Source organism: Streptomyces enissocaesilis (assembly GCF_039533765.1).
In the GTDB taxonomy this organism is placed as follows: domain Bacteria; phylum Actinomycetota; class Actinomycetes; order Streptomycetales; family Streptomycetaceae; genus Streptomyces; species Streptomyces enissocaesilis.
The window spans coordinates 1-22,417 of the sequence record NZ_BAAAUD010000107.1 but is presented as its reverse complement, the minus strand read 5'-3'; the positions used below and the strand labels follow the sequence as shown (position 1 = coordinate 22,417).

Below are 22,417 nucleotides of genomic sequence, written 5' to 3'. Positions count from 1 at the left end.
TTCCCGAACCTGTGACAGAAGCGCCTCTATTGCGTCAGACTCGGGGCATGCACATGAACCCAGGTACCGAACCGCTGCCCCTCGCGACCGAGGAAGTGGCCACAGCCAACATGGCAGCCTTCGTCGACGACCTGGCCAACGAGCCATGCACGGTCACACGCTGCGAGCGCACACCGGCCAAGGACCACGGCGAGGGCCGATTCGCGTTCGCCGTAGTCCTGGACGATGGCCAAGAGTTCGAGGTGCAGATGCCGGGGATTCCGCTGGAGCGCCTCCGCGGTGACGCATCCTCCGATGCGTTCGCCTACCACCGTCTCTACGTGGACGGAAACTCCTGGCTCTGGGCTTACGCGGTGGCCATCGTGGGCGAAAAGTGGTGAGCGCCCCCACCCTCTCCGGGCAACACGCGCGCGCAGTGATCTACGTCCGCATCAGCCAGGACCGTACCGGCGCCCACCTCGGCGTCGACCGCCAGCGCGAAGATTGCGAAGCGCTCGCCGAACGGAACGGCTGGGACGTCGTCGAGACGTACATCGACAACGACCTGTCGGCGTACAGCGGTAAGCCGCGGCCGGACTACCGGCGCATGCTCGCCGACCTCGACGACGGCACCGCGACCATCGTGATCGCCTGGCACACCGACCGGCTGCACCGCTCCCCCACAGAGCTCGAGGAGTACATCGACCTCTCCGAGCGCCGAGGCATCAATACCCACACCTGCCAGGCCGGTCCGATCGACCTGTCCACGCCTTCCGGCCGCATGACCGCGCGCATCCTGGGCGCCGTCGCTCGGCACGAATCCGAGCACAAGGCCGAGCGTGTCGCCCGGGCCCGGCAGCAGAAGGCGAAGGCCGGCGAATGGGGCGGCGGCATTCGCCCGTTCGGGTGGGGCCTGCCGACCGGCGAGACGCGGATGGCGACCGACCGGAAGACGGGCGAGGAAATCGAGGTGCCCGTCCTGGACATGACCAAGCTCGTGCCCGAAGAGGCGGCGGCGATCGAGACGGGTACGGACATGCTCCTCTCGGGCGGATCCGTGCGGGGCTGGGTGGCGTGGCTCGCCGACAAGGGGTTCACGACCACGCGCGGGAACCCGGTCGGGACGGTCGAAGCGCGGGACATGCTGCTGCGCCCCAGGAACGCGGGCATCGCTGTCTACCGGGGCGAAGAGGTCGGCAAGGGCGAGTGGGAGCCGATCATTGACGAGGCCCGCTTCCGGGGGGTCGTCGCGGTCCTGAAAGACCCGACCCGGCGGACGAGCCCGGGCAGCACCCCGAAGTGGTTCGGCTCACTCATCTACCAGTGCGGCGTCCCCGGGTGCACCAAGACTCAGGTCTGCACCCGGTCCGGCGGAGCGAAGCACCCCAGCTACCGGTGCCCCACACAGCACGGCGGCGGCCGGCGCGCCGACAAGGTGGACCAGTACGTCGAGGACCTGATCGTGAGCCGCCTCTCCCGGGACGACGCCGCCGAGCTGCTGGCCCCGGGGCCGGACGACGTCGACGTGGCCGCTCTGCAGCGTGAGAGCGAAGAGATCAACCAGCGCCTGCGGACCACGGCGAACCTGTTCGGCTCCGGGCAGATCGGCATGGCCGAGTTCACCGAGGCGTCGACCACGGCGCGTGCCCAGCTGGAGGGCGTCACTCGGCAGCTGGCGCGGGCGGCGACGAAGGACCCGCTGGCTGGCCTGGTTGGTGCACCGGACGTGGGCGCGGCGTGGAAGGCGCTCGGATTGGATCAGCGCCGCGCAGTGCTGCGGTCCCTGCTCGACGTGACGATCCTCCCGGCACGCCGCGGCCGCATGCCCGACGGGGGGTACTTCGACTACGACGCGATCAAGACTGAGTGGAAGCGCGCCCTTCCCGATACTCGACCCGCATCTCCATGATTTCCTGCTCCCCTTTGGCCGCCCTTAGCGCATCAATGCGGCCGAGCAAATAGTAATACTGCGTCTCCAATTCTCGCTGCTTTGCCATGCACGTTCTCATTTCAGCTTCGGCGACGGCGGCGGCTTGTTGTGCCGCTGCGGCCCTCAGCCGAGCGTCGGCAGCGGCCGAGGTGGCGGCATTCACTTGAGTGCCAGCGTCGTAGATCCTGCGCTCCATGGCCTTAGCCTCGGCTGCCAGTTCCTCCTCAGTTGGCGGGGCCTTCAAAGCAGGATCTACACCGGACCCGAAGGCCGAATAGAGCAGCTCCTGCACTGTCGTGCCGAGCGCCCTCGCCAAGAGGTCGGCTTCTTCGGGCTTCGGTGAGCGTCGGCCATCCTCCAGGTAAGTGATGGACTGCTCGTCAACATCTCCCCCAAGGTCCACAGCGCGCTCGACGAGGTCCTGCGGGGACAGACCGAGCCTTTTTCGAAGACGCTTCATTTGCCGAACGAACATGTCTTGCGCCACGAAGCCCGACTGAATCAGATCAATATCCCCGCCACTCAATCGGGGGGGTTCACGCGTCACCCCCTCTGATCCCACAGAGAAAAGCGGCACCTGCGTAAGCCCCCTCTGCGGGTCCTCCCCGTCGAGAACTTTCAACATGCTGCCGGGCAGCCACCCGAGCCCCTCTTCGATGAGCGTCAAGGACTGCGGCCATCTGGCCCGAGGGGTGCGGCCTTCTTCCGCGACTTGAATGCTCTTCTCGGATACGCCGGCGACTTCACTGAGCCTCTTCCGGCTATATCCGAGCACCTCCCTCGCCTCACGGATCTTCTCCCCCAAGCGGCTCCAAGCCGCAGGGTCCCGGGTGAAGGACATGGCACTCCTGTCATTGATTGGCAACGACTACAGGCTACGACTCTGGCAGCGAGCCGAGCTCCTGTCCATCGTTTCCACGTCACGACTCCAACGAATCTGGCTTCGAGTCCACTCCGATGCCAGAGTTTCTGGTGTCAACGCTTGGCATCGAGGTGCTGAAGGGGTAGCGTCATGGGCCATGAGGACGAACGGACCCCTGATCCGCCGTCGGCGGGTCGAGCTCGGGCATGGCGTGAACCGCTTCGCCGCGATAGCGGGAATCAGCGGTGCCGCACTGAGCCGTATTGAGAACGGACACCGCGAACCGCGGCCAGAAACGCTGAAGAAGATCAGTAACGCCCTGGGCTGCCCGATCACGGAGATCGTCAGCATCGAGCAGGTCCTGGCGGGCGACGCGCCGAGCACTCAGGCTGCGCCGGCTAGGGCCTCAAACAGCGATGCCGCTGGGGGCGCAACCCCAACGGCATCGAGCGAGCACCACACCTCCGCAGCCTGACAGCAGAGAAAGCGAGCACTCGCCATGAGTATCTCAGAGGCCACCGACAACCGTCAGTCGAACCTCGGCCAGCTCACTCCGGCCACCCCTGCGGTGCTCACCACCGCCCTCACCGACGGGCAGCCGCTGCTGGCCCGGGCCGCCGAGCTCGGCATCGGCGTCACCACCGTCGACATCGACGTCTGTGACAGCGCCGCCCTCGTCCAGCGCAAGGACGGTGGCCTGCTGTACCTGGTCCCGCGAGGACAGGGCGATGCCTACACGGAGGCGTTCCTCCGCAAGGCCCTCGCCTACGCCATCGAGCACCCCATGGAGACCGATGGCCTGCTGCGCGCCACGCCCGCCGAGATCTTCGAACCGCACAGCCGGTTCCCCCTCTGCGGAAGCGACCACAAGGACGACCTGGCAAGCGGCGAGTTCAAGGCCGACGTCACCTGCTACCGGTACTACGACGGGGTCGAGCTCCCGGTGTTCTTCGCGGACGACAAGAGCACCGGCGGCGACGTCCTTCGCAGCGTCATCGACGTACACCCCTACTCCGAGGTGGCCGAGCGACAGCTGCCCTGCGTCAACCTCGAAGTGATCGAGGACCACTGGATCCAGGACCTCGACCCCGACGGGCTGGCCGACGTCATCGCCAAGCTCCGCGGGCAGCTCGACCAGCTCGACCAGGTCCACGCCCAGCTCGTCCAGGCCCGCGCCGACTGGGCGGCGAGCCAGTGACCGACCCACAGATCACCGCGACGGCCGGCCGCCCGGCCCGGCCCGCCGGCTACTGGGAGCGCATCGACGCACTCGTAGCCACGGCGCCGCCGCTCTCAGACACCCAGCGCGCCGCGATCCGCGTCGCCTTCCACCAGCCCGGCAACCGCGAGGAGAAGGCGGCATGAGCGAGCAGCAGCCCGGCCGGTGGCCGGTAGAAGAGCCGATCGACCTCGACGTGATCGCACCGCCCGACGAGCAGGGCGCCCAGCACCTCGCGCTCACCGCGGAGCAGGCCCGGTTCCACGTGACGCTGGGCAGCATCCGCGCCGACCTGGAGCAGCAGCCCAGCCCCATGTGCGTCCGCGCCGCCGCCCGCCGCTGGCAGGACGCCATCACCGCCATGGCCGACGAAGTGACCGGACGCCTGCGAGAAGCCGGGTGATCTGCGGCGGGCCGCCACTGGGGGGGCGGCCCGCCCGACACGGACACCAGACCCAGCTCGCAGAAGAGAGCCGTTCGTGAACGTCGGTACGAAGATCCCGAAGAATCACCGCGACGCCGCACTGGCCTACGCCGCGCTCGGCATCAAGGTCTTCAGGGTCCGCCGCAGCAAGGCCCCCTACGCCAACTGCCCCCGCTGCGACAAGCACAGCAGCATCTACATCCCTCACCGGCCCGAGCAGTGCCAGTGCGGAATCCCCACCTGTCACGGCTTCTGGGCCGCCACCACCGACACCACGCTCGTCCACAGGTGGTGGACAGAGGAGCCCGACGCCAACATCGGCGCGCCCTGCAAGCTCAACGGCTGGGCCGTCCTCGACGTGGACCCTCGCAACGGCGGCCACGCCTCCCTCTGCGCCCTCGAGCACCGCGTCGGGGTGCTGCCCGGCACCACCAACCAGGTCACCGGCGGCAACGGCCTCCACATGCTGTACCTCTCACCGGGATACGACCTTCCCGGCGAGCCGTTCCCCGGCATCGACTTCAAGCACAACGGCTACATCCTGCTCGCCCCGTCCGTCCACTCATCCGGCAACCGCTACCAGTGGGCCGGAGGAATCTTCCACAAGCCGAGCACGGCCTGGCCCGCGCCCCTCCTGCCCCGCAAGGAGAAGCGCCCGATCCCGCAGCCCCGTCCGACTACCCACCGCCACACCTTCCCCTCAGTCCGGGCCGCCGGCCGACCCGGCGGCGGCAAGATGTGGACCATCGAGGACCTGGTCCAGCACGTCATGGACGGCCGCGAGGGCAATCGCAACCACACCTTCTTCTTCGCCGCGTGCCGCGCCCACGAGCTGGCCGCCCAGAACCTCATCAACCTGAGCGAAGCCGAGGCAGCGCTCCTGCACGCCGCATCCGCCATCGGCCTGACCGACTCCGAGACCCGCAACTCCTTCGACAGTGCCGCAACCCGCCCGAGCGACAGGACGTGGGCGGCTTGAGCACCGACATCGAGGCGTCCATGGACGCCTACTTCGGCCCGGGCGACGAGGAGCCGCCCTACGACTGGGGCGCCGCGCAAGACGACCCGCCGAAGGAGACCGCCCCACGGACATGGGGAGCCCAAGACCTGCGCAGCGTCCTCGACGGCTCATACTCCCCGCCGCAGCCCTCCGTCGGCCGTCGCGACGACGGCGTCGGCCTGTTCTACCCAGGCCGGATGAACAGCGTCGCCAGCGAGTCCGAAGCGGGCAAGACCTGGTTCGCCCTGATCGCCTGCCTGCAGGAGATCAACGACGGGAACCACGTCCTCTACCTCGACTTCGAAGACGATGCGGGCGGCGTCGTCGGCCGGCTTCTCTGCCTGGGCGCCCATCCCGGCACCATCCTGGAGCTCTTCCATTACGTCCGGCCCGAGAACAGTCCCAGCGACATCGACCTCATCGACCTGGCCGCGGTCCTGGAGACCAGCCCGACGCTCGCCATCGTCGACGGCGTCACTGAGGGCATGAGCCTCTTCGGACTGGAGCTCAAGGACAACACCGACATCGCCAAGTTCGGCCGGCTCCTACTCCGACCCCTCATGAACGCCGGAGCCGCAGTCGTCACCCTCGACCACGTCGTCAAGTCCGCCGAGAACCGCGGCCGGTACAGCATCGGCGGCGTCCACAAGCTGAACGGCCTCAACGGCGTCATGTACATCCTCGAGAACCGGCGCCCCTTCGGCATCGGCCTCACCGGGAAGTCCACCATCCGCGTGGCAAAGGACCGACCCGCGCAGATCCGCAAGAACGGGCTGCCGCACCAGAGCGGCATGCACTGGTACGCCGACCTGGTCGTCAAGTCCGAGTCGGCCGAATTCGCCGAGGCCCACCTGTACGCCCCGGTCCAGCGCGACGAGCAGGAGCGCCAGGACGACGAGGAGCAGAAGCGGCTGAACGCCCTGAAGCGCAGGGTGCTCGACGCCGTCGGCAAGGCGCGGACGCCACTCACCGGCAAGGGCATCGAAGACCGCGTGACCGGCAAGGCCGCCGATGTCCGCCGCGCCGTGGCCGAGCTGGTGGACAGCGGGCAGATCTCGGCTTGTCCCGGCCCCCGGAACGCCACCCTCCACTCCATCCCTACCGCCACGAAACCCGAGTCCGAAGAACGAGCCGCATGACCTCGTCCCCACCTCGTCCCCACCTCGTCCGGACGAAGTGAGTGAGACCTCGTCCCTCGTCCCACTTCTTTAGGTGGGACGAGGACGAGGTCACACAAGAGGGGTTGGTTCATCAGCCCGGGACGAGGACGAGGTCACCACAACCGAAACAGGAGACGACCCAATGCCCGACCGCAACTTCCTCGCCGTCGGCGAACTCGACCGGATCATCGACCACCTCGCCGAGCAGACCCTGCCCGTCAGCACACTCGACCAGGTCGACGCGGCGACACGGGACATGGGAGGCATGACCTTCGCCATGGCCGCCACCGCAGCTGCCCGCGGCGACAACGCGCTCCTCGGGGTCCTGCCCGAAGACCTGCCGCGCCGTAAGGCGATGATCCGCCCCCGGCTGCGCATGATGATCGCCGCGCTCGGGGCCGGAGTCACCAGCCTGTGCGAACACACCCAGCAGATCCGGCCCCTCCTGCTCTCGTGCGACCCACCCACCCTGGTCTGCATGCAGCCGGCGTGCATCGCCAAGGTCGACCAGAACGCCCAGCGCCAAGGGTTCCGCTGGGACAACCACTGTGACGGGTGCGGCAGGCCGACGGAGGTCGTCTTTCCCTACATGACCACGCTCGGTCCGCTCAGCATCAGCGGGCACCTTTGCAAGCCGTGCTCGACAGAGATGACGTCGGCCGCACAGCAACTGGTCAGCGAGGCGATGGCTCGCAAAGACCCCTGCCCCTGCGGCTCGGGCCGCCGCTTCAAGCGCTGCCACGGCCGCGTCGCATGAACGTCGACGACGTGGTGGCCGAGCGGATAGCCGCTGCTCGCGCCCGCATCGAAGCAGCCAAGCGCCGTCGTACCGCCCTCGCCGCCGCCCGCCAGCGCGGCCTCGCCCTCCGGCACGCCGCCAAGCTCCGCAACCTTTCCGTCGGCAGGTCCGACGGAACACCCGTCACTACTGATGACGGGTCCGGATCCCTCACCGCTGATGAGGGATCCATCCACTCGGCGGATGGAACCCCCGACGGCGTCGGCCAGGCCGACCCCACCACCCCTCTCCACAGTGTGGAGACCCCCGAAACCCTCATTACGCCCCCGAAGGAGCACTGAGCTATGAACCATCAGGCACTCGCCATGGACCTGATCGCCCGCACCCACACGGCAGTGGAACAGGTCGCCGGTCTTGCAGCGCACACCGGCATCACCTTCAAGACCGCCGATGTCGTCGACGCCGTCGAACGCGACCTTCCCGCTGACTACCCCGCCCCCACCGCGGAGGGAGCCCTCACCCGCCGAGACGTCATCACGTCCATGGCAGAAGACATCCTCACCGGCGCGCTGTACGAGGACCCCGCCTGACCCGCACGCAACCGGCCGGGCCCGCTGATATCGGGCCCGGCCTCCCCGAAGGTTAACCACCCAGCTCAGACCGCCCTAAGCCCAGTTAGGGCGGTCGTCACCCGAAGGAGTCCGCCATGTCAGGCGAGACCGTGATCACCATCGTCGGCAACTTGGTCGACGACCCCGAGATCCGCTTCACCCCGGCCGGCGCCGCCGTCGCCAAGTTCCGCGTCGCCTCCACCCCCAGGGTCTTCGACAAGACCATCAACGAGTGGAAGGACGGCGACGGCCTGTTCCTCACCTGCTCGGTGTGGCGCCAGGCCGCCGAGAACGCCGCCGAGACCCTCACCCGCGGCATGCGCGTCATCGTCCAGGGCCGGCTGAAGCAGCGGACCTACGAGGACCGCGAGCAGGTCAAGCGCACCGTGTACGAGATCGACGTCGAGGAAGTCGGCGTCAGCCTCGCCCGCGCCTCCGCCAAGGTCACCAAGAACCCGGCCGGTGGCCGCCAGGCTGCGGCGCCCAGCAACGACGGCGGCTGGGGCGGCGCCCAGCCCGCAGGCAATACCGGACCGGTACCCCCTGCCTCCGCCGCGACAGAGGCCCCGTTTTGATGCGCGCCTACATCGAAGCGCCCGCGTCCCACCCCGAAGGCTTCGCCACCGTGCTGCTCAGCGTTGAGGATCACGAACGTCTCGGCCCCCGGCGCCTCAGCATCGGCAGTCACGGTTACGCACAGATGTGGAACGGCCAGACGGTCGTCCTGCTGCACCGCTGGCTGATGGATGTCCCCGGCGGCACCGGCTACCGCCTGATCGTCGACCACATCAACCGCAACCGGCTCGACTGCCGCCGAGAGAACCTGCGGCTGGTCACCCCCAGCCAGTCCAACCTCAACCGGGCAATCGCCGGACGCGAGTTGCCGCGCGGCGTGTACCGGGCGAGGTCCGGCCGGTACCAGGGCGCCCTCAAGCGGAATCGGATCACCACCCACCTCGGCACCTTCGACACCGCCGAGCAGGCAGCCGCCGTTGTGGAGGCCGCCCGGTCCATAGCCGACGCCGATGCCCTCAGCCGGCCTGCGGCGTAACGAAGGAGCTGACCATGACCGACAACGAACTCCTCATGCTGACGCTGGGCACCAACCTGGGCGTCTCCCTCATGCTGATCGGCCACTTCCTCGGCCAGTACGTCGACGCCCGCCGGGACCTGCGCGCCGCGGAAGCCGTCCTCGCCCGTCAGGCGAAGCGCAGGGCCACCGAGGAATGGCGCGACGCCCTCGCCATGCGGGGGCGGGCGTGAACCAGTGCGGGCTGTGCCAGGCGCCGGTCGAGGATGGCGGGTACCTCTGTGTCGGATGCGTGAGCTGCACGCGGGCGCACCTGGAGTCCTTGCCGGGCCTGTACGACGGGCTGCTGCCCTACCTCACTCCCGCCGGGGGCGCCAGGGAGGGGCGAGCGGCGAAGGGCGGCCCCCCGGGCCTGCCGGTGGTGGAGGAGATTCTGGACCTGCGCGGGCCTGGCGGCATCGTCGGCGTCGTCGAGGGGTGGACGTCGGTCATCCGCACCGACCGCCGCATGGCGCCGCGGCCCGCCGCCGGGCTCGGCGTCGAGGGCCGGCTGCGGGCGGGTGTGGCCGAACTGCTCGGCCACATGCCGTGGATCGCGGTCAGCTGGCCGGACGCCGGGCCGTTCGCCACGGACATCAAGCAGCTGGCGGACTCGGTCCGTTCGATCACCGACCCGCGCGCTCCGGGCGAGGTCGGCAGGCGCCTGGGGAAGTGCCCGGCGATCGACACCAGCGGGGTGATCTGCGGCGCCGTCCTGCGTTACTACCCCGGCGCCGCCACCGTGACCTGCCCCTGGTGCCAATGCGCCTTCCCGCCCGCCACCTGGGCCGACCTGAAGACCCTCATTGACGAGGACGCGAAGGGGATCGCTACTGGCGATACCCCTGCCGAGGAAGCGGAGGAGTCATGCCCGATCGCATCGTGACGTGCCGGATGACGAACCGGCACGGTAACCGCTGTACGGCCGAGGCCATCGACCCGAACGGCGAGGTGCTGATCTGCATACGGCACTACGTTGCGGTCTGCCGCACCGTGCGGGAGGCGCAGGCCCGGGTCGCCAGGACCGCAACATGATGTCGCCACCCCTATTGACAGCCGTCAACACCCCTGTTTACAGTTGTGGGGCACGGGCCGCTTCCGGTACTAGGAGGGACGTGACTACGTGGAGAGAGCGCCATGACGCAGCCGTCCGGAAGCAAGAAGCCGCACAGCAGGCATTCCGAGAAGCCACCGACGAACGGGCGCAAGCCCTGATCGACGGCGAAGCCGAACTCGGAAGCCAGGCAGCGGTAGCAAGAGAGCTCAGAGTCACTCGGGCCGGCATCAGCCGGGCCATCAACGCCTACCGGAACAAGCAGGCGTAGCTACACCCCACAACAGAAGACGGCCCAAGGCCGGTGCGGGAACACCGACCAAGGGCCTAACCGAACCACCTGAAGAGACCAGGAGGAACGGCTATGGCTGAGTTTGCCATGCCCGCTGCCACGCGCAGCGACCAGCCCGACCGGCGCCTGATCGCCGTGGGCACCATCACCCGCCGCGATGGCCGCACCACCACGGTGCGCGCCACTCCGGCCGGCGTCACCGGCAGCATCACCCGGTCGGTGACCCGATGAGCGCCATCAACCAGCCCCTCTACGGGGCCACCGCCGACGCCATCCGCGACCAGCTCGACCGCAGCAACGGTGACGCCATCACCGAGCAGGACATCACCAACCTGCTCCTGCACCTGGCCGCCCGCCTCACCAACGAGCGGCCCACCGACCCCATGCGCGAGGCCACCCGCCTCTCCCTCGCCCTCGAATACGCCGCCCACCGGTACGGGTACGGCACCGGACGCGCCTACGCCGCCGAACAGGCCGTACTGCAGCGCGCCCCCCGCGTCGACCGTGACCTCTCCCGCGGCGAGTACGCCCTGCTGCTCCGCAAAGCCGCAGCCGGCGGCGACCGGTGACCGGCGGCCGCGGGCTGGGCCCCGCCGACCAGAACAGTGTCGACCTGGCCAGGCAATCCCTGGCCGAGTCGAAGGCCGTCGACTTCGGCACTGCCGACATGGACGTCCTGCTGCAGGACATCGCGGCCCTGCAGACCAGCGTCCAGCTCCTCCTGCGCGTCCTCGACAGCCCGCCGCCCCGCTCGGAACGCCTGACCGCCGCCCGCGACCAGGAGTTCCTCAACCTCGCCCGCGCCGCCCGCATGGAGATCCACGCTGCGGCCGGCTCCATCAAGCGCCTCGACGCGTTCGAGCAGGCCCTGACCGCCATGCTCTACCCAGAGAGTGGCCGATGACCGCGCCGCGCACCGTCACGGTGCAGACCAGCGACCACGGCCCGGTCAACATCCCCTGCCCCCACTGGTGCACCGGCGCCTACCACCAGGAGGGCGGCGCCCGCGTCGACATCACCCACACCGGGCCCGAGAACGAACTCACCGTGCCTACCAGCAGCGGCCCCACCCGCCTGATGGCTACCGTCCTCGAGCAGCGGCCCTTCACCGAAGGGGCCACCGGCCGCGGCGTGTTCATCGACGTCGAGATCGATGGCGAGTACCACCCCACCGGCCCCCACGGTCTCGACGCCATGGCCGACGCCCTCGTCGAGAACGCCTCGATCCTCCGAGCCGAAGCCCGGCGGCTGACCACCCTCCTCGCTCAGGAGGGCAAGTGATCCACACCCCCCGGTGGGTGGTTGACCACCCGTGGCCCGCCACGGCCATCGCCTGCGCCGCTGCGCTCCTCGTGGGCGCGGCGGTGTGGGCCGCGGTCCGGGCCATCCGAGCCGCACAGACACCCCCGGCCGCAGCCCTGGTCGCCGGTTTCGCCGCCGCCGCGTGCACCGCGTACAGCGGCGACACGAGCTGGCGGTACGCCGGTAACCGTCTCGGCATGACCGACACGACCGAGCGGGCCGCGATGTTCGCCGCCGCCGAGCTGGCCCTGTTTGCCTGCGTCCTCATGGCCCGGGCGAACCTCCTCGGCGACAAAGGGGCGCCCGGTGCTCCCGGCCTGCTGGTCTGGGGCATCACCTGCGTGCAGATCATCCCCGCGTACAGCGAGTCAGGATTCTGGGGCGGCACCGTGCGAGCCATCCTCGGCCCCGTGCTCGCCGCCCTCCTCTGGCACCTGGCCCTGGACGTCGACCTGCGGCACGCCAAGCCCGAAGCCACCTCGAACGGGCTGGCCGCCATGGTGGGCCGCGAACTCCGTGAACGCCTGCTGTCCCGCCTCGGCCTGGCCGTCCGGGACCGTACCGCGGAGCAGATCACTCGCGACCGGTGGACGGCCCGTGCTGTTGACCTGGCCGCCTGCCTGGCGGACCGCGGCGACGGGTGGCGGACGCGCCGGATGCGCCGCCAGCTGTCCGTCGCTGTCGGCCGCGCCCAGGTCGGTGCACACCCCCAGCAGCGGCGCGCACTCCTGCAACTGCTCTCCGCGCGACTGCACTCGGGTGCGCTCTCCACACTCGACCTGCCCTCGCCGTGGGAGTTCCGCGAGCCCATCGCGCCGCCCCGGCCGGCCACGGTCGTCGCCTACGAGCAGCTGCGCGAGATGCAGCCACTGGATGCAGTCCTGGCCGTGGCAAGTGCGCATCCAGACCTTGCCCCCGACGAACTGCGCGCGGTCCTATTCGACCATGGCGTGATCGTCTCCGAGACTCAGGTCGGCGTCGCACTCCGCGCCAGTGCAGCCACGCATCCGCGTGCACTCACCAGTGCATCCGCCGCAGGTCAGACCCTGTTCAAGGTCCACGCCCGCATCGACGACGAGACCACCCCGGATGCGCCCGAGGGTGACCCGGATGCACCGGATACGGATGCGAGTGCGGACACCCCGGATGCGGATGCAGACCGCGCCCTCCTGCCCGACGCCCGCCGCGTCGACCAAGCCCACCGCACCCGCTACGACCGCCCTGCATCCCTGCGCGCACTCCAAGACGGACTGCGCATCGGCCAGAAGCGGGCCCAGCGAATGCGCGCACTCCTCGACGAGGAAGCGCAGCCGTGATCACGTACCACGCACTCGGCTACTGGGGACTGCCCAGTCTCATCGCAGCCGCTCTCCTACTGCGGGTCCTGCCACAGGGCTCCGCCGCCCGCCGCCTCATCAGCCGCGCCGCGCTGGCCGCGCTCGTCGCCATCGGCTTGATCGTCTACCTCTCTTACTAAGGACAGACCATGAAGACCAGCCTCCTCGCCGCCATCGACACCGCGGCCGCGCACACCATCGCCGCCCCCGCCGCTCCGGCGGGCACGGGCGGATCCGTCCCGATCTCCGTCCTGCTCATCATCGTCCTGGGCATCTGGGCCTGGCAGATGCACAAGCACGGCAAGGACACCAAGAAGCTGCACCTGCTGCCCGGCTTCGTCTGCCTCGGCCTCGGCCTGTCCCTGTCCGGCACCCAGCTCGGCACGATGATCGGCACCCTCTTCGGATCCGTCGGAACCATGCTCGCCACCTTCGTCGGCAACGCCTGACAGCCCCATGGCCACCGACCCCGAGGCCGACACCCTCGAACTGCCTCCCGTCCCCGCCTTCGGGCGCGGGAGGCCCCGGTGGGCCGCCCAACGCATCCACCCCCGCCGCATCACCGCCGGCCACCTCAAGCTCTACGGCCGTCTCCGCGGCTGGACCCTCGCCGAAGGCATGCCCGCCCGCGGCAAGACCATCGCCGGACGCTCCACCGGCCTCGCCTTCGGCGCCCTCATGGTCTGGCGCACCGCGAACGAGCAGCCCCGACTCCTCGCCATCGCGGCCGGCGCCTACGCCATCACCGCCTGGCGCACCGGCCGCCCCGTCCCGCCCACCATCGAAGAACTCGAACGCGCTTTCCTCGTGGCCATCCGTGACCTGATCGGAGACCAGCCAGGCATTCACCTAGGAGAGCTGTACGCCCAGCTGCAGTCCCGGCCCGCCGCCGCCCACCTCGACGACGCCCGCTTGCGCGCCCTCCTTGTCCGCTGCCGCGTGACCATCCACAGGAGCGTCCGCATCGGCGAGACGACCGGCCGCAGCGGCATCAAGGCCGCCGACATCGACGCCCTCCTCTCCCCCGCAGAGGAAGGACACCCCGATTCCGATGTAGACGCAGGTCAGAACGCTCCAGAAGGGGCTGTAGACCGCCCGTAGACCAGCCCGTAGATCACTCAGGAGACCCCGTGCGACACCACATCCATGCCCTGATCGTCACCGCCACCGACCTCGTCTACTGCACCGTTTGCGGCTGGTGGTACGCCCCGCACGGCCACTGAGGCAGTCGCCCTTCCCCCACCCCTGGTGATCACTCAATATGGTCACCAGGGGTCACCTCGGGGCCCCGCGTGGCCAATCCGAAGGAGCGTCAGTGTCAGAGGACTTGGGAATCGTCGAGGAGCCCCCCGAGAAGGTCGAGCTGGAGAGGCTTAAGGACGAGTACCGGCGGCAGAACAAGGCCCTCGACCAGTCGCGCGAGCTGCTCGAAGAGGAAGCCGCGACCGGCCGGTACACCGAGGAGGAGGCCGACGAGATGAGCGCACGCTTCGAGGAGAGCGGCCGGGAGATGCTCGGCGAAATCCAGAGCCGCATTGAGGCCCACCGCGCAGCCCACCGCATTCGGGACTGAGCGACACTTGAGCCATGCCCCAGCCGCTCCTCGTCGACGCCTACGCCGCCCAGGCCGCCACCGGCATCAAGCCAGGCACCATCCGCCAGTGGCTCCGCCGCAGCAAGCTCACCCACCACGGCTACGACCAAGCCGGTCGAGCCCTGGTCGACCTGAACGAACTGCAGAACAAGCCGCTGACCAAGGCCGCTTGACCAGCTGATCCACAGGGTGTAACACTCGGGGCAGGTCCGGCGTGCCCGGACACCTGAACTGCTTCAGCCCTAGAGCCGAAGCCCAAGAGGTCCGGCCAGCCCAGTCACGACTACGTGGCACCGGCCAAGCCTTAGCCCCAGCGTCTACCACTCGTCGTGGAGTGGCTGGGGCTCCTCTTATGCCCGGCCAGGAAAGGCCCCGACCACCCCCCTCCGGTCGGGGCCTTCACCATCACTCCGGCTGCATCGTGCACCCCCTCACGGGGCACGACCAGGTCACAGCGAATGACCTGTCTGCATCCCACTCTCCAGTCACTTCGTGCGGCCTGGCCGTGCACGGCGTACCGCACTTCGGACAAGGCGGCGGCTTCAACTGCTTGAGCTCCGCAGAGCTATAGATCTTTCCCATGCCTGCACGGTACGGGCGGAATCGCCAGACGTTCCCCCCGCTTGAAGTCCCCCCAGGTCAGGGCGATGTGCCTCACCCCCCTGCCGAGAGAAGCCCCATGCCCTCCCGCCCCCGGAAGCCCTGCCCCATCCCCGGATGCCCCCACCTCGTCGTCACCGGCAGGTGCGAGGCCCACGCACGCCAGGCAGAGCAGCAGCGAGGCAGCAGCAGCGAACGGGGATACGACACGCGATGGCAACGACGATCACGTGACTACATCTACCGACATCCGTGGTGCGTGCTGTGCGGTCGGCCATCCAAAGCAACAGACCACTTCCCCGTCTCACGCAAGGACCTTGTAGCCCAAGGCGACCCCGACCCTGACGCTGACCGACACCTTCGACCGCTGTGCATCCCATGCCACAGCAGCGAGACGGCCAAGCATCAACCAGGAGGATGGAACGCACGATGATCAGTGACAGCCAAGTCGCCTTGACCGCCCAAGTCATGCAGGCCATGAGCAATCTGCGCATGGCAGCGATCAGCCAGGGCTCCGCGTCGCCTCCGGACCGCATCGAGATCATGCCTGGAACGCTCGCCATCACGTGGGAAACGACTCCCGAGGGCGATGCACAGACCGAACCAGGCCGCTACGTGCTCGACACCGCCCCCGCCCCTGGGGGGTGACTCCCCCTGGCGCCCTCTGGCCGCCCGCCGGGGAGGGCGGCGGCTGTGCGCGCGAATCAGGGCTTTTTGATCAAGGGGTGATCGCATGGCTGTTCCCGGGCGCAAGCCCAAGCCCGCCCTGCAGGTCGTCCGCGAAGGCAACGCCGGGCACCGGCCGGTCCGCGAGGGAGTGAAGCTGCCGCCGTCCGAGCTCACCGAGCCGGACTGGGCAACGGTCTTTCCCGTGGTGAAGGTGCCCGGCAAGCCGCGGGCCCCGCGCGGGGCTGACGACGAGCAGCTGAAGGAGTACCGCCGCGAGGTCGACGCCTGGCAGCGGCAGAAGGTGGCGTCCGAGTCGGGTGACGCCGGCCGGGTGGCCGCTGCCCGGGAGTGGGCGCGCGTGGTGCCCGTGCTGCAGGCGATGGCGGGGCTGTCCGCCGTCGACCGGTCCACGGCTGTGGATTACTGCGTGTGCGTGGCACGCCTGGAGTGGTGCGAGTACCGGCTTTCCGTGGAGGGCCTGGTGACGATGGGCCAGCGTGGGCCCTGCCGGAATCCCTTGACGACGATCGCGTCGCAGTACCGAACGCAGCTGAAGGCGTACATCGGCGAGCTCGGCCTGTCGCCGTCTGCTCGCGGCCGTATCGCGCCGCCGGGGGGCGGGGACGATGACGACGACGACTCCGTCTTCGACTGAACAGCTCTCCTTTGAGGACCTGGCGGAGGGCCTGCCCGTTCCGCGCGCCGCGCTGCTCGAGCTGGGCATGTCCGACGAGGAGATCGGCGAGGCGCTCGAGGCGCGGCCGCTGGTCGTTGCCTGCCAGGCGCACCTGAAGGAAGGCGCCTGGTTCGACGTCGCGGCGGCTGGCCGGGCGAAGAAGGCCATCGAGTCGTTCCGCCACACTAAGGGGCGATGGGGCGGTACGCCGTTGCTGCTGGCCCCGTGGCAGCTGGTGTGGGTGATCCTGCCCGTCTTCGGCTGGCTGTACGTGGACGAGGAGGCGGGCCGCCCGGTCCGGGTGATCCGTACCGCGTGGGTGGAGGTGCCCCGCAAGGCCGGCAAGTCCACCTTGTCCTCGGGTATCGGCTTGACGCTGCTGCTGGCCGACCGGGAGATCGGCGCCGAGGTGTACTCGGCGGCCGGTTCCCTGGCCCAGGCGCAGCGCGTGTTCGACGACGCGAAGCGCATGGCGACCACGTCCAAGGCCGTGCGCGGGCGCGTGGACTCGAGGGCCTCGGCCCTGCTGGTGCCGCGAACGGGCGGCGTGTTCCGCGCTCTGTCCAAGGTGGCGGAGACCGCGCACGGCCTGAACGTGTCCGGCGGCGTGATCGACGAGGTCCACGTTCATAAGAAGCGGGATCTTGTAGATGCCTTGGAGACGGGCACTGGGGCCAGGGACCAGCCGCTGATCGTGTTCATAACCACGGCCGACGAGGGCGACGAGAACACGATCTACGACGAGAAGCACACCTACACCCGCCGGGTGGCGGACAGCGTCGTCGAGGACCCGTCCCACTTCGGCGTCATCTGGGGAGCCGAGGACGACGACGACCCCTTCGACGAGCGCACGTGGAAGAAGGCCAACCCGGGCCTGGGCGTCTCGCCGTCCTACGCCTACCTGCGCAAGGAAGCGAACCGCGCCAAGACCACGCCCTCCTACTTCCCGACCTTCTGCCGCCTGTCGCTGAACCGGCGCATGCGGCAGAAGGTCCGCTGGCTGCCGATGCCGATGTGGGAAGCCAACCAGGGCCAGATGTCCGACCCGCGCTCGCTGAAGTTCCAGCCGGCCTGGGGCGGCCTCGACCTGTCGGCCGTCTCCGACCTGTCAGCCTGGGTGCTCGTCGTGAAGTCCCGGCAACCAGGCGTCGAGCTGGAAATCGTGCCCCGGTTCTGGGTGCCCGAGGAGCGCGTCGACGAGCTGTCCCACGAACTGCAGATGCCGCTTCGCGAGTGGGTCGACGAGGGCCTGCTGACCCTGACCGAGGGCGACGCGATCGACTACACGGCGATCGAGGACCAGATCCTCGCTGACTCCCGCACGTACAGGATCCAGCGCGTCAGCTACGACCGGATGTTCGCCGGCGGAACGCTGCAGCGCGTGGAGGCCAACCCGCGCATCGGCGAGGTCGTGCCGGTGAACCAGACGTACCAGGGGCTCAGCCCGGCCGCGAAGGAAACGGAACGCCTGCTGCGGGAAACACTGCTGCGCCACGACGGCCACAAGGTGCTGCGCTGGAACGCCTCCTGCGTCGAGGTGATCCGCGACGGCAACGACAACATCCGCCCGGTCAAGCCCAAGAGGGGCGAGTCCACGGCGCGCATCGACGGCATCGCCGCCCTGGTGATGGCCATGGACGGCTACCTGCGGCGCAGCGTTCGCCGTGACGAAGCGCTCAGCGCATGAGAGGGGGTGCCCATGTTCCCGGACACCGCGGGGCGGATCACGGACGACGACACCCCTGACGTCATGCTCGGCAAGCTGCGGGCGAAGCTGGACGGCAGGGAGGCCAAGACCAAGGAATGGAACTCCCTGTACGACGGGGACCGGCCGCTGAAGTACGCGTCACCGGAGTTCACCGACCAGAGCGGCGGCCTGTTCGAAGGGTTCTCCGACAACTGGTGCAAGACGGTCCCGGACACCGTGCGCGAACGGCTGGCGATCGTCGCGTTCCACGGCGAGGACGGGACGCCGGACAAGGAAGCCATGCGGGCCTGGCGGCGCAACCACGCCGACGTCGAGGTGGGCCTGGCCATCTTGGACGCGTTGGTGGTCGCACGCTCGCACGCGCTCGTGTGGAACCCCAGCGGCGACGCGTCGGACATCACGTTCATCCCGTCCGGGCAGGCCATCGTCGACTACGTCCCGGGCTCTCGCAACGCCCGGCGCGCGGGCCTGCGGGTGTGGTCGGACGGCTCCCACGAGTTCGCAACGCTGTTCACCCGCGCGTTCAACGGCCGCCCGGCAATGGCCTACCGCCGCCAGCGCACCATGGGCGGCGGCTCCTGGACGCCGCGCACGATCGGCATCCCGACCTCGGAGAAGACCGACCTGGTCAACCCGATCGGCGAAGTCCCCCTGATAGAGATCGCCAACCGGGCCCGCCTGCACGGCGCCCCCCAGTCAGAGATCGCCTCGGTTGCCCCGCTGCAGGACGCGGTGAACACCTTGTGGGCGCACCTGTTCACCGCCGCCGACTTCGCTGCCCTGCCGCAGCGCGTCGTGATGGGGATGGACAAGCCGGTCAAGGACCTGATCGACAGCGCGACCGGCGACATCATCGGTGAAGAGGACGTGCCGCTCGGCCAGTACAGCAAGGACCGTCTGCTGTGGCTGTCCCGGCAGGGCGCCAGCATCGGCCAGTTCACGGCCGCCGACCTGACGGCGTACCTGAAGGTGATCGACGTCGCCGTGCGGCACATCGCCGCGCAGACCAGGACCCCGCCGCAGTATCTGCTGGGCGAGATGGCGAACATCGCCGCCGACGCGCTGGAGGCCGCCGAGTCCGGTCTGGTCGCCAAGGCCATGGACAAGCAGCTGCACTTCGGCTCGGACGTCCGCGAGATCATGCGCCTCGAGGCGCTCGCCTCCGGGCAGCAGAAGCGCGCGGCATCCCTGGCCATGGGCAAGGTGCTGTGGCGGGACGCCCAGTACCGCAGCGAGGCCCAGTACGCGGACGCCCTGACCAAGTACAAGGCGATCGGCGTGCCGGACGAGGCCCTGTGGCGGATGATCCCGGGCATCGAGCCGGAGCAGGTCGACGAGTGGGTGCGCCTGCGCGACGCCCAGGCCGCGGCCGCCGCATCGGCCGCCGCCACCGCGTTCGCCGGATTCGGTCCCAAGGACCAGGGCGACGACGAGGAGGCCGAGCCCGACGAGGAGGCGGCAGCGTGAGCGACGCCGCAGACGCCCGGTACACCCAGGTACAGACGCTCTCCCAAGCCGTGGTGGTCCGGATCCAGGCGATCTGGGCGGGCCTGGATCCGGCGAACATCCTGGCCTCGCTGCAGGGCGACCAGGGCAAGGCGATCCTGGACGCCGTGGTGGCCGGCCAGCTCACTGCGGCGCAGGGTGCGCAGGCGTTCGTGGCGAGCGCGATGGCTGCCCGCAACGCCGCCGCGCCGCTGCTCGCCGAGGCCGTGCCGGGCGCGCTGGCGGGTGTCGCCTCGGACGGCCGGCCGCTGACGACGCTGCTCTTCGCTCCGGCGATCACCACCTACACCGCGTTCGCGGGCGGCCTGGGCGCGGAGGCGGCGATGCTGCTGGGCATGAACCAGATGGCCCGCATGGTGTCGACGCAGATCAGCGACACCTCCCGGGCCGCCACGTCCATCGCCATGACGACGCACCGCAAGGTCGTCGCGTACGTGCGTGTGGTGAAACTGCCCGCGTGCGGCCGCTGCATCATCCTGGCGGGCCGCCAGTACAGCTACTCGACCGGCTTCAAGCGGCACCCCAAGTGCGACTGCGGCATGGACCCCATCGACATCGAACGCTGGGGCGACGTGCCCAGCCCCAAGCAGCTGCTCGGGCAGATGTCCCGCGAGGAGCAGCAGAAGCGCCTGGGCAAGGCCGCCGTCGACGCGCTCGAGGCCGGCGCCGATCTGAACCAGGTCGTCAACGCCCGGCGCGGCATGGAAACGATGACCGTCCACGGCCGCACGGTGCAGGCCACGACCGAGGGCGTGACCCGCCGGGGCCTGGCCGGTCAGCAGCTCATCCGTGAGGGCGGCGCCGAGAAGGTGCCCGGCCTGCGGTACCAGCGGGCGAAGACTCCGCGGCTGATGCCCGAGGAGATCCTGCGCCTGGCCGAGAGCCGCGAGCACCAGCTGCGGCTGCTGAAGAAGAACGGCTACATCCTCTGACTTCCCCGGGCGCGATGCCCGGGGCTGCGCGCGGCGCGATGCCGCGCAATCACCGAATGAAGGAGGAGCGCGATGCTCCGCACCACACGTAAGCGCACCCTGGCCGCCGCTGGTGGCGGATGGGCGCAGCCGTACCGGATCAGCCCGTGGTCCCCGGTCCTGTACGCCAGCGGCGGCGGGGACGGCGGCCAGGGCGGCGATGGCGGCCAGGGCGGCGATGGCGGCGGGTCCGGCGGCGGCCAGGGCGACAGCGGTTCCGGAGGTGGCGGAGACGGCGGCTCGGGAGACGGTGACGGCAAGCTCGGCGAGGGCGGCAAGAAGGCCCTGCAGGCGGAGCGCGATGCTCGCGCCGCAGCCGAGAAGCGCGTCGCTGAACTCGAAGCCAAGCTGACGCCGAAGCCGAAGCCGACGGACAAGCCCGGGGACAAGGGCGACGCCACGCCGCCGGATGTTGAGGCGATCAAGAAGGAGATCCGCGAGGAGATCACCGCCGACTCCAACGCCCGGCTGATCAAAGCCGAGGTGAAGGCGGCAGCCGCCGGAAAGCTCGCCGACCCCAGCGACGCCCCGCGCTTCATCGACCTGACCAAGCTCAAGGTTGGCGCGGACGGCGAGGTCGACGCCAAGGCGGTCAAGAAGGCGATCGACGACCTGCTGAAGGACAAGCCGTATCTGGCCGGCAAGAAGCCGTGGGGCGACGTGGGCGGCGGCGGTCACGAGACCGCGCCGGCCGACATCGAGCCCGGCATGGGCCGTCTGCGGCACGCCTACGCCACCGAATCCAAGACCAAGTAGCCCGCGGCCCGCGCGGCGGGCCTGAACCTGAAGGAGGGCCCGCCGTGGCCGTCACTCTTGTCGAGGCAGCCAAGCTGTCTCAAAGCAGCCTGCAGAGGGGCGTCATCGAGACGTTCGTGCAGGAGTCCAGCATCCTGGACCGCATCCCGTTCCTCACCATCGAGGGCAACGCCTACTCGTACAACGAGGAGGGCGCGCTTCCGGGCGTCTCCTTCCGTTCGGTGAACGAGGCGTACACCGAGTCGACCGGCACGGTGAACCAGAAGAGCGAGTCGCTGGTGATCCTCGGTGGCGACGCCGACGTGGACAAGTTCATCGTCAGGACGCGGGGCAACCTCAATGACCAGCGTGCGACGCAGACCCGTATGAAGGTCAAGGCGGCCAGCTACTACTTCCAGGACCAGTTCTTCAACGGCGACGTGGCGGTCACCCCCAAGGGCTTCGACGGCCTCAAGAAGCGACTGGTCGGCGCGCAGGTCATCGACACCGCGACCAACGGCATGGGCCCGGTCGCGGGCGGCCACGACTTCTTTGACGCCCTGGACGCCCTGATCGCGGCAGTGCCCGGCCTCAACGGATCCAACGGCGCCGTGTACGCGAACGCCGGCATCATGGCCAAGATCAAGTCCAGCGCGCGGCGCCTGGGCGGCGTGGAGATGATCCGCGAGGCCCTGACCCAGAAGATGATCCTCACGTACAACGGGATCCCGCTGCTGGACCCGGGCCAGACGGCGGCCGGCGCCGACATCATCCCGCGCACCGAAACCCAGGGCACCGCAGCCGGCACCTCCTCGTCCATCTACGCCGTCAAGTTCGGCCAGGACGAGGGCGACAAGGCCGTCACCGGTCTGACCAACGGCGGCGTCCAGAGCTACGACCTGGGCGAGCTGCAGGAGAAGCCCGCATACCGCACGCGCATCGAGTTCTACACCGGCCTTGCTGTTTTCGGCGGCAAGGCC

The 22,417-nt window shown here is 69.3% G+C and carries 34 protein-coding genes; 33 read left to right on the top strand and 1 reads right to left on the bottom strand.

Annotated features, from left to right (window positions below):
- Positions 1-380, top strand: a 380-nt coding sequence (locus tag ABD374_RS32915) for a hypothetical protein (RefSeq protein ID WP_344500536.1), incomplete at its 5' end; no start/stop codon positions are given.
- Positions 377-1,888 (top strand): recombinase family protein, encoded by a 1,512-nt coding sequence (locus ABD374_RS32910; protein WP_344500534.1) that lies wholly within the window; start codon positions 377-379, stop codon positions 1,886-1,888. The genes ABD374_RS32915 and ABD374_RS32910, both read left to right, overlap by 4 nt.
- On the opposite strand, the gene ABD374_RS32905 is transcribed toward ABD374_RS32910, so the two are convergent.
- Entirely contained in the window at positions 1,836-2,750 is a 915-nt protein-coding gene (locus ABD374_RS32905; RefSeq protein ID WP_344500532.1) for a helix-turn-helix domain-containing protein, read from the bottom strand. The genes ABD374_RS32910 and ABD374_RS32905 overlap by 53 nt on opposite strands.
- Positions 2,751-2,928: 178 nt before the next feature.
- Between ABD374_RS32905 and ABD374_RS32900 the strand changes: the two genes are divergently transcribed.
- The 31 genes from ABD374_RS32900 to ABD374_RS32750 form a co-directional block, all read left to right on the top strand.
- Positions 2,929-3,246, top strand: a complete 318-nt coding sequence (locus ABD374_RS32900; RefSeq protein ID WP_344500530.1) for a helix-turn-helix domain-containing protein — start codon at positions 2,929-2,931, stop codon at positions 3,244-3,246.
- Positions 3,247-3,270: 24 nt separating this feature from the next.
- Positions 3,271-3,969, top strand: coding sequence for a DUF6907 domain-containing protein (locus ABD374_RS32895; RefSeq protein WP_344500528.1), 699 nt, complete (start codon positions 3,271-3,273; stop codon positions 3,967-3,969).
- Positions 3,966-4,136 (top strand): hypothetical protein, encoded by a 171-nt coding sequence (locus ABD374_RS32890; RefSeq protein WP_344500526.1) that lies wholly within the window; start codon positions 3,966-3,968, stop codon positions 4,134-4,136. The genes ABD374_RS32895 and ABD374_RS32890 overlap by 4 nt, the downstream gene beginning before the upstream one ends.
- A complete protein-coding gene (locus ABD374_RS32885) occupies positions 4,133-4,393 on the top strand; it encodes a hypothetical protein (protein ID WP_344500524.1) in 261 nt (86 codons plus the stop codon). The genes ABD374_RS32890 and ABD374_RS32885 overlap by 4 nt, the downstream gene beginning before the upstream one ends.
- Positions 4,394-4,469: 76 nt before the next feature.
- On the top strand, positions 4,470-5,393 hold the full coding sequence (locus ABD374_RS32880) for a bifunctional DNA primase/polymerase (protein WP_344500522.1): 924 nt from the start codon (positions 4,470-4,472) through the stop codon (positions 5,391-5,393).
- Positions 5,390-6,553, top strand: coding sequence for an AAA family ATPase (locus ABD374_RS32875; protein ID WP_425577412.1), 1,164 nt, complete (start codon positions 5,390-5,392; stop codon positions 6,551-6,553). The genes ABD374_RS32880 and ABD374_RS32875 overlap by 4 nt, the downstream gene beginning before the upstream one ends.
- 163 nt (positions 6,554-6,716) lie before the next feature.
- The gene (locus tag ABD374_RS32870) at positions 6,717-7,331 is read left to right on the top strand and encodes an SEC-C metal-binding domain-containing protein (RefSeq protein WP_344500518.1); all 615 of its coding nucleotides are present in this window, start codon (positions 6,717-6,719) and stop codon (positions 7,329-7,331) included.
- Positions 7,328-7,654, top strand: a complete 327-nt coding sequence (locus tag ABD374_RS32865) for a hypothetical protein (protein WP_344500516.1) — start codon at positions 7,328-7,330, stop codon at positions 7,652-7,654. Before ABD374_RS32870 ends, ABD374_RS32865 begins: the two co-directional genes overlap by 4 nt.
- Positions 7,655-7,657: 3 nt before the next feature.
- Positions 7,658-7,903, top strand: coding sequence for a hypothetical protein (locus tag ABD374_RS32860; RefSeq protein ID WP_344500514.1), 246 nt, complete (start codon positions 7,658-7,660; stop codon positions 7,901-7,903).
- Between the two features lie 116 nt (positions 7,904-8,019).
- A complete protein-coding gene (locus ABD374_RS32855; protein WP_344500512.1) occupies positions 8,020-8,499 on the top strand; it encodes a single-stranded DNA-binding protein in 480 nt (159 codons plus the stop codon).
- Positions 8,499-8,975 carry an HNH endonuclease gene (locus tag ABD374_RS32850; protein WP_344500510.1) on the top strand — a complete coding sequence of 159 codons (477 nt, stop codon included), beginning with the start codon at positions 8,499-8,501 and terminating at the stop codon, positions 8,973-8,975. The genes ABD374_RS32855 and ABD374_RS32850 overlap by 1 nt, the downstream gene beginning before the upstream one ends.
- A gap of 14 nt (positions 8,976-8,989) precedes the next feature.
- Positions 8,990-9,187: a hypothetical protein gene (locus ABD374_RS32845; RefSeq protein ID WP_344500508.1), complete on the top strand. Its 198-nt coding sequence runs from the start codon at positions 8,990-8,992 to the stop codon at positions 9,185-9,187.
- A 59-nt stretch (positions 9,188-9,246) separates the two neighbouring features.
- Complete coding sequence (locus ABD374_RS32840; RefSeq protein ID WP_344500506.1) at positions 9,247-9,879, top strand: hypothetical protein; 633 nt, start codon at positions 9,247-9,249, stop codon at positions 9,877-9,879.
- Positions 9,861-10,028 (top strand): hypothetical protein, encoded by a 168-nt coding sequence (locus ABD374_RS32835; protein ID WP_344500504.1) that lies wholly within the window; start codon positions 9,861-9,863, stop codon positions 10,026-10,028. Before ABD374_RS32840 ends, ABD374_RS32835 begins: the two co-directional genes overlap by 19 nt.
- A 383-nt stretch (positions 10,029-10,411) precedes the next feature.
- Positions 10,412-10,570, top strand: coding sequence for a hypothetical protein (locus tag ABD374_RS32830; protein ID WP_344500500.1), 159 nt, complete (start codon positions 10,412-10,414; stop codon positions 10,568-10,570).
- Entirely contained in the window at positions 10,567-10,908 is a 342-nt protein-coding gene (locus ABD374_RS32825) for a hypothetical protein (RefSeq protein WP_344500498.1), read from the top strand. Before ABD374_RS32830 ends, ABD374_RS32825 begins: the two co-directional genes overlap by 4 nt.
- A complete protein-coding gene (locus tag ABD374_RS32820) occupies positions 10,905-11,243 on the top strand; it encodes a hypothetical protein (RefSeq protein WP_344500496.1) in 339 nt (112 codons plus the stop codon). The genes ABD374_RS32825 and ABD374_RS32820 overlap by 4 nt, the downstream gene beginning before the upstream one ends.
- Entirely contained in the window at positions 11,240-11,620 is a 381-nt protein-coding gene (locus tag ABD374_RS32815) for a DUF6907 domain-containing protein (RefSeq protein WP_344500494.1), read from the top strand. The genes ABD374_RS32820 and ABD374_RS32815 overlap by 4 nt, the downstream gene beginning before the upstream one ends.
- Positions 11,617-12,957 (top strand): hypothetical protein, encoded by a 1,341-nt coding sequence (locus tag ABD374_RS32810; RefSeq protein ID WP_425577411.1) that lies wholly within the window; start codon positions 11,617-11,619, stop codon positions 12,955-12,957. The genes ABD374_RS32815 and ABD374_RS32810 overlap by 4 nt, the downstream gene beginning before the upstream one ends.
- Entirely contained in the window at positions 12,954-13,118 is a 165-nt protein-coding gene (locus tag ABD374_RS32805; RefSeq protein WP_344500492.1) for a hypothetical protein, read from the top strand. Before ABD374_RS32810 ends, ABD374_RS32805 begins: the two co-directional genes overlap by 4 nt.
- Before the next feature lie 9 nt (positions 13,119-13,127).
- Positions 13,128-13,427 (top strand): hypothetical protein, encoded by a 300-nt coding sequence (locus ABD374_RS32800; RefSeq protein WP_344500490.1) that lies wholly within the window; start codon positions 13,128-13,130, stop codon positions 13,425-13,427.
- A gap of 7 nt (positions 13,428-13,434) precedes the next feature.
- Complete coding sequence (locus ABD374_RS32795; RefSeq protein WP_344500488.1) at positions 13,435-14,079, top strand: hypothetical protein; 645 nt, start codon at positions 13,435-13,437, stop codon at positions 14,077-14,079.
- A gap of 214 nt (positions 14,080-14,293) precedes the next feature.
- Positions 14,294-14,551 (top strand): hypothetical protein, encoded by a 258-nt coding sequence (locus ABD374_RS32790; RefSeq protein ID WP_344500486.1) that lies wholly within the window; start codon positions 14,294-14,296, stop codon positions 14,549-14,551.
- Between the two features lie 14 nt (positions 14,552-14,565).
- Positions 14,566-14,745, top strand: coding sequence for a hypothetical protein (locus ABD374_RS32785; RefSeq protein ID WP_344500484.1), 180 nt, complete (start codon positions 14,566-14,568; stop codon positions 14,743-14,745).
- A gap of 856 nt (positions 14,746-15,601) precedes the next feature.
- Positions 15,602-15,820 carry a hypothetical protein gene (locus tag ABD374_RS32780; protein WP_344500482.1) on the top strand — a complete coding sequence of 73 codons (219 nt, stop codon included), beginning with the start codon at positions 15,602-15,604 and terminating at the stop codon, positions 15,818-15,820.
- 85 nt (positions 15,821-15,905) lie between these two features.
- Entirely contained in the window at positions 15,906-16,496 is a 591-nt protein-coding gene (locus tag ABD374_RS32775; RefSeq protein ID WP_344500480.1) for a phage terminase small subunit P27 family, read from the top strand.
- Positions 16,468-18,204, top strand: a complete 1,737-nt coding sequence (locus ABD374_RS32770; RefSeq protein WP_344500478.1) for a terminase large subunit — start codon at positions 16,468-16,470, stop codon at positions 18,202-18,204. Before ABD374_RS32775 ends, ABD374_RS32770 begins: the two co-directional genes overlap by 29 nt.
- Positions 18,205-18,216: 12 nt before the next feature.
- Positions 18,217-19,692: a phage portal protein gene (locus ABD374_RS32765; RefSeq protein ID WP_344500476.1), complete on the top strand. Its 1,476-nt coding sequence runs from the start codon at positions 18,217-18,219 to the stop codon at positions 19,690-19,692.
- A complete protein-coding gene (locus ABD374_RS32760; RefSeq protein ID WP_344500474.1) occupies positions 19,689-20,663 on the top strand; it encodes a VG15 protein in 975 nt (324 codons plus the stop codon). Before ABD374_RS32765 ends, ABD374_RS32760 begins: the two co-directional genes overlap by 4 nt.
- Before the next feature lie 72 nt (positions 20,664-20,735).
- Positions 20,736-21,458 (top strand): glutathione S-transferase family protein, encoded by a 723-nt coding sequence (locus ABD374_RS32755; RefSeq protein ID WP_344500472.1) that lies wholly within the window; start codon positions 20,736-20,738, stop codon positions 21,456-21,458.
- Positions 21,459-21,502: 44 nt separating this feature from the next.
- Positions 21,503-22,417: major capsid protein (locus ABD374_RS32750; RefSeq protein WP_344500470.1), on the top strand; the 915-nt coding region annotated here is incomplete at its 3' end.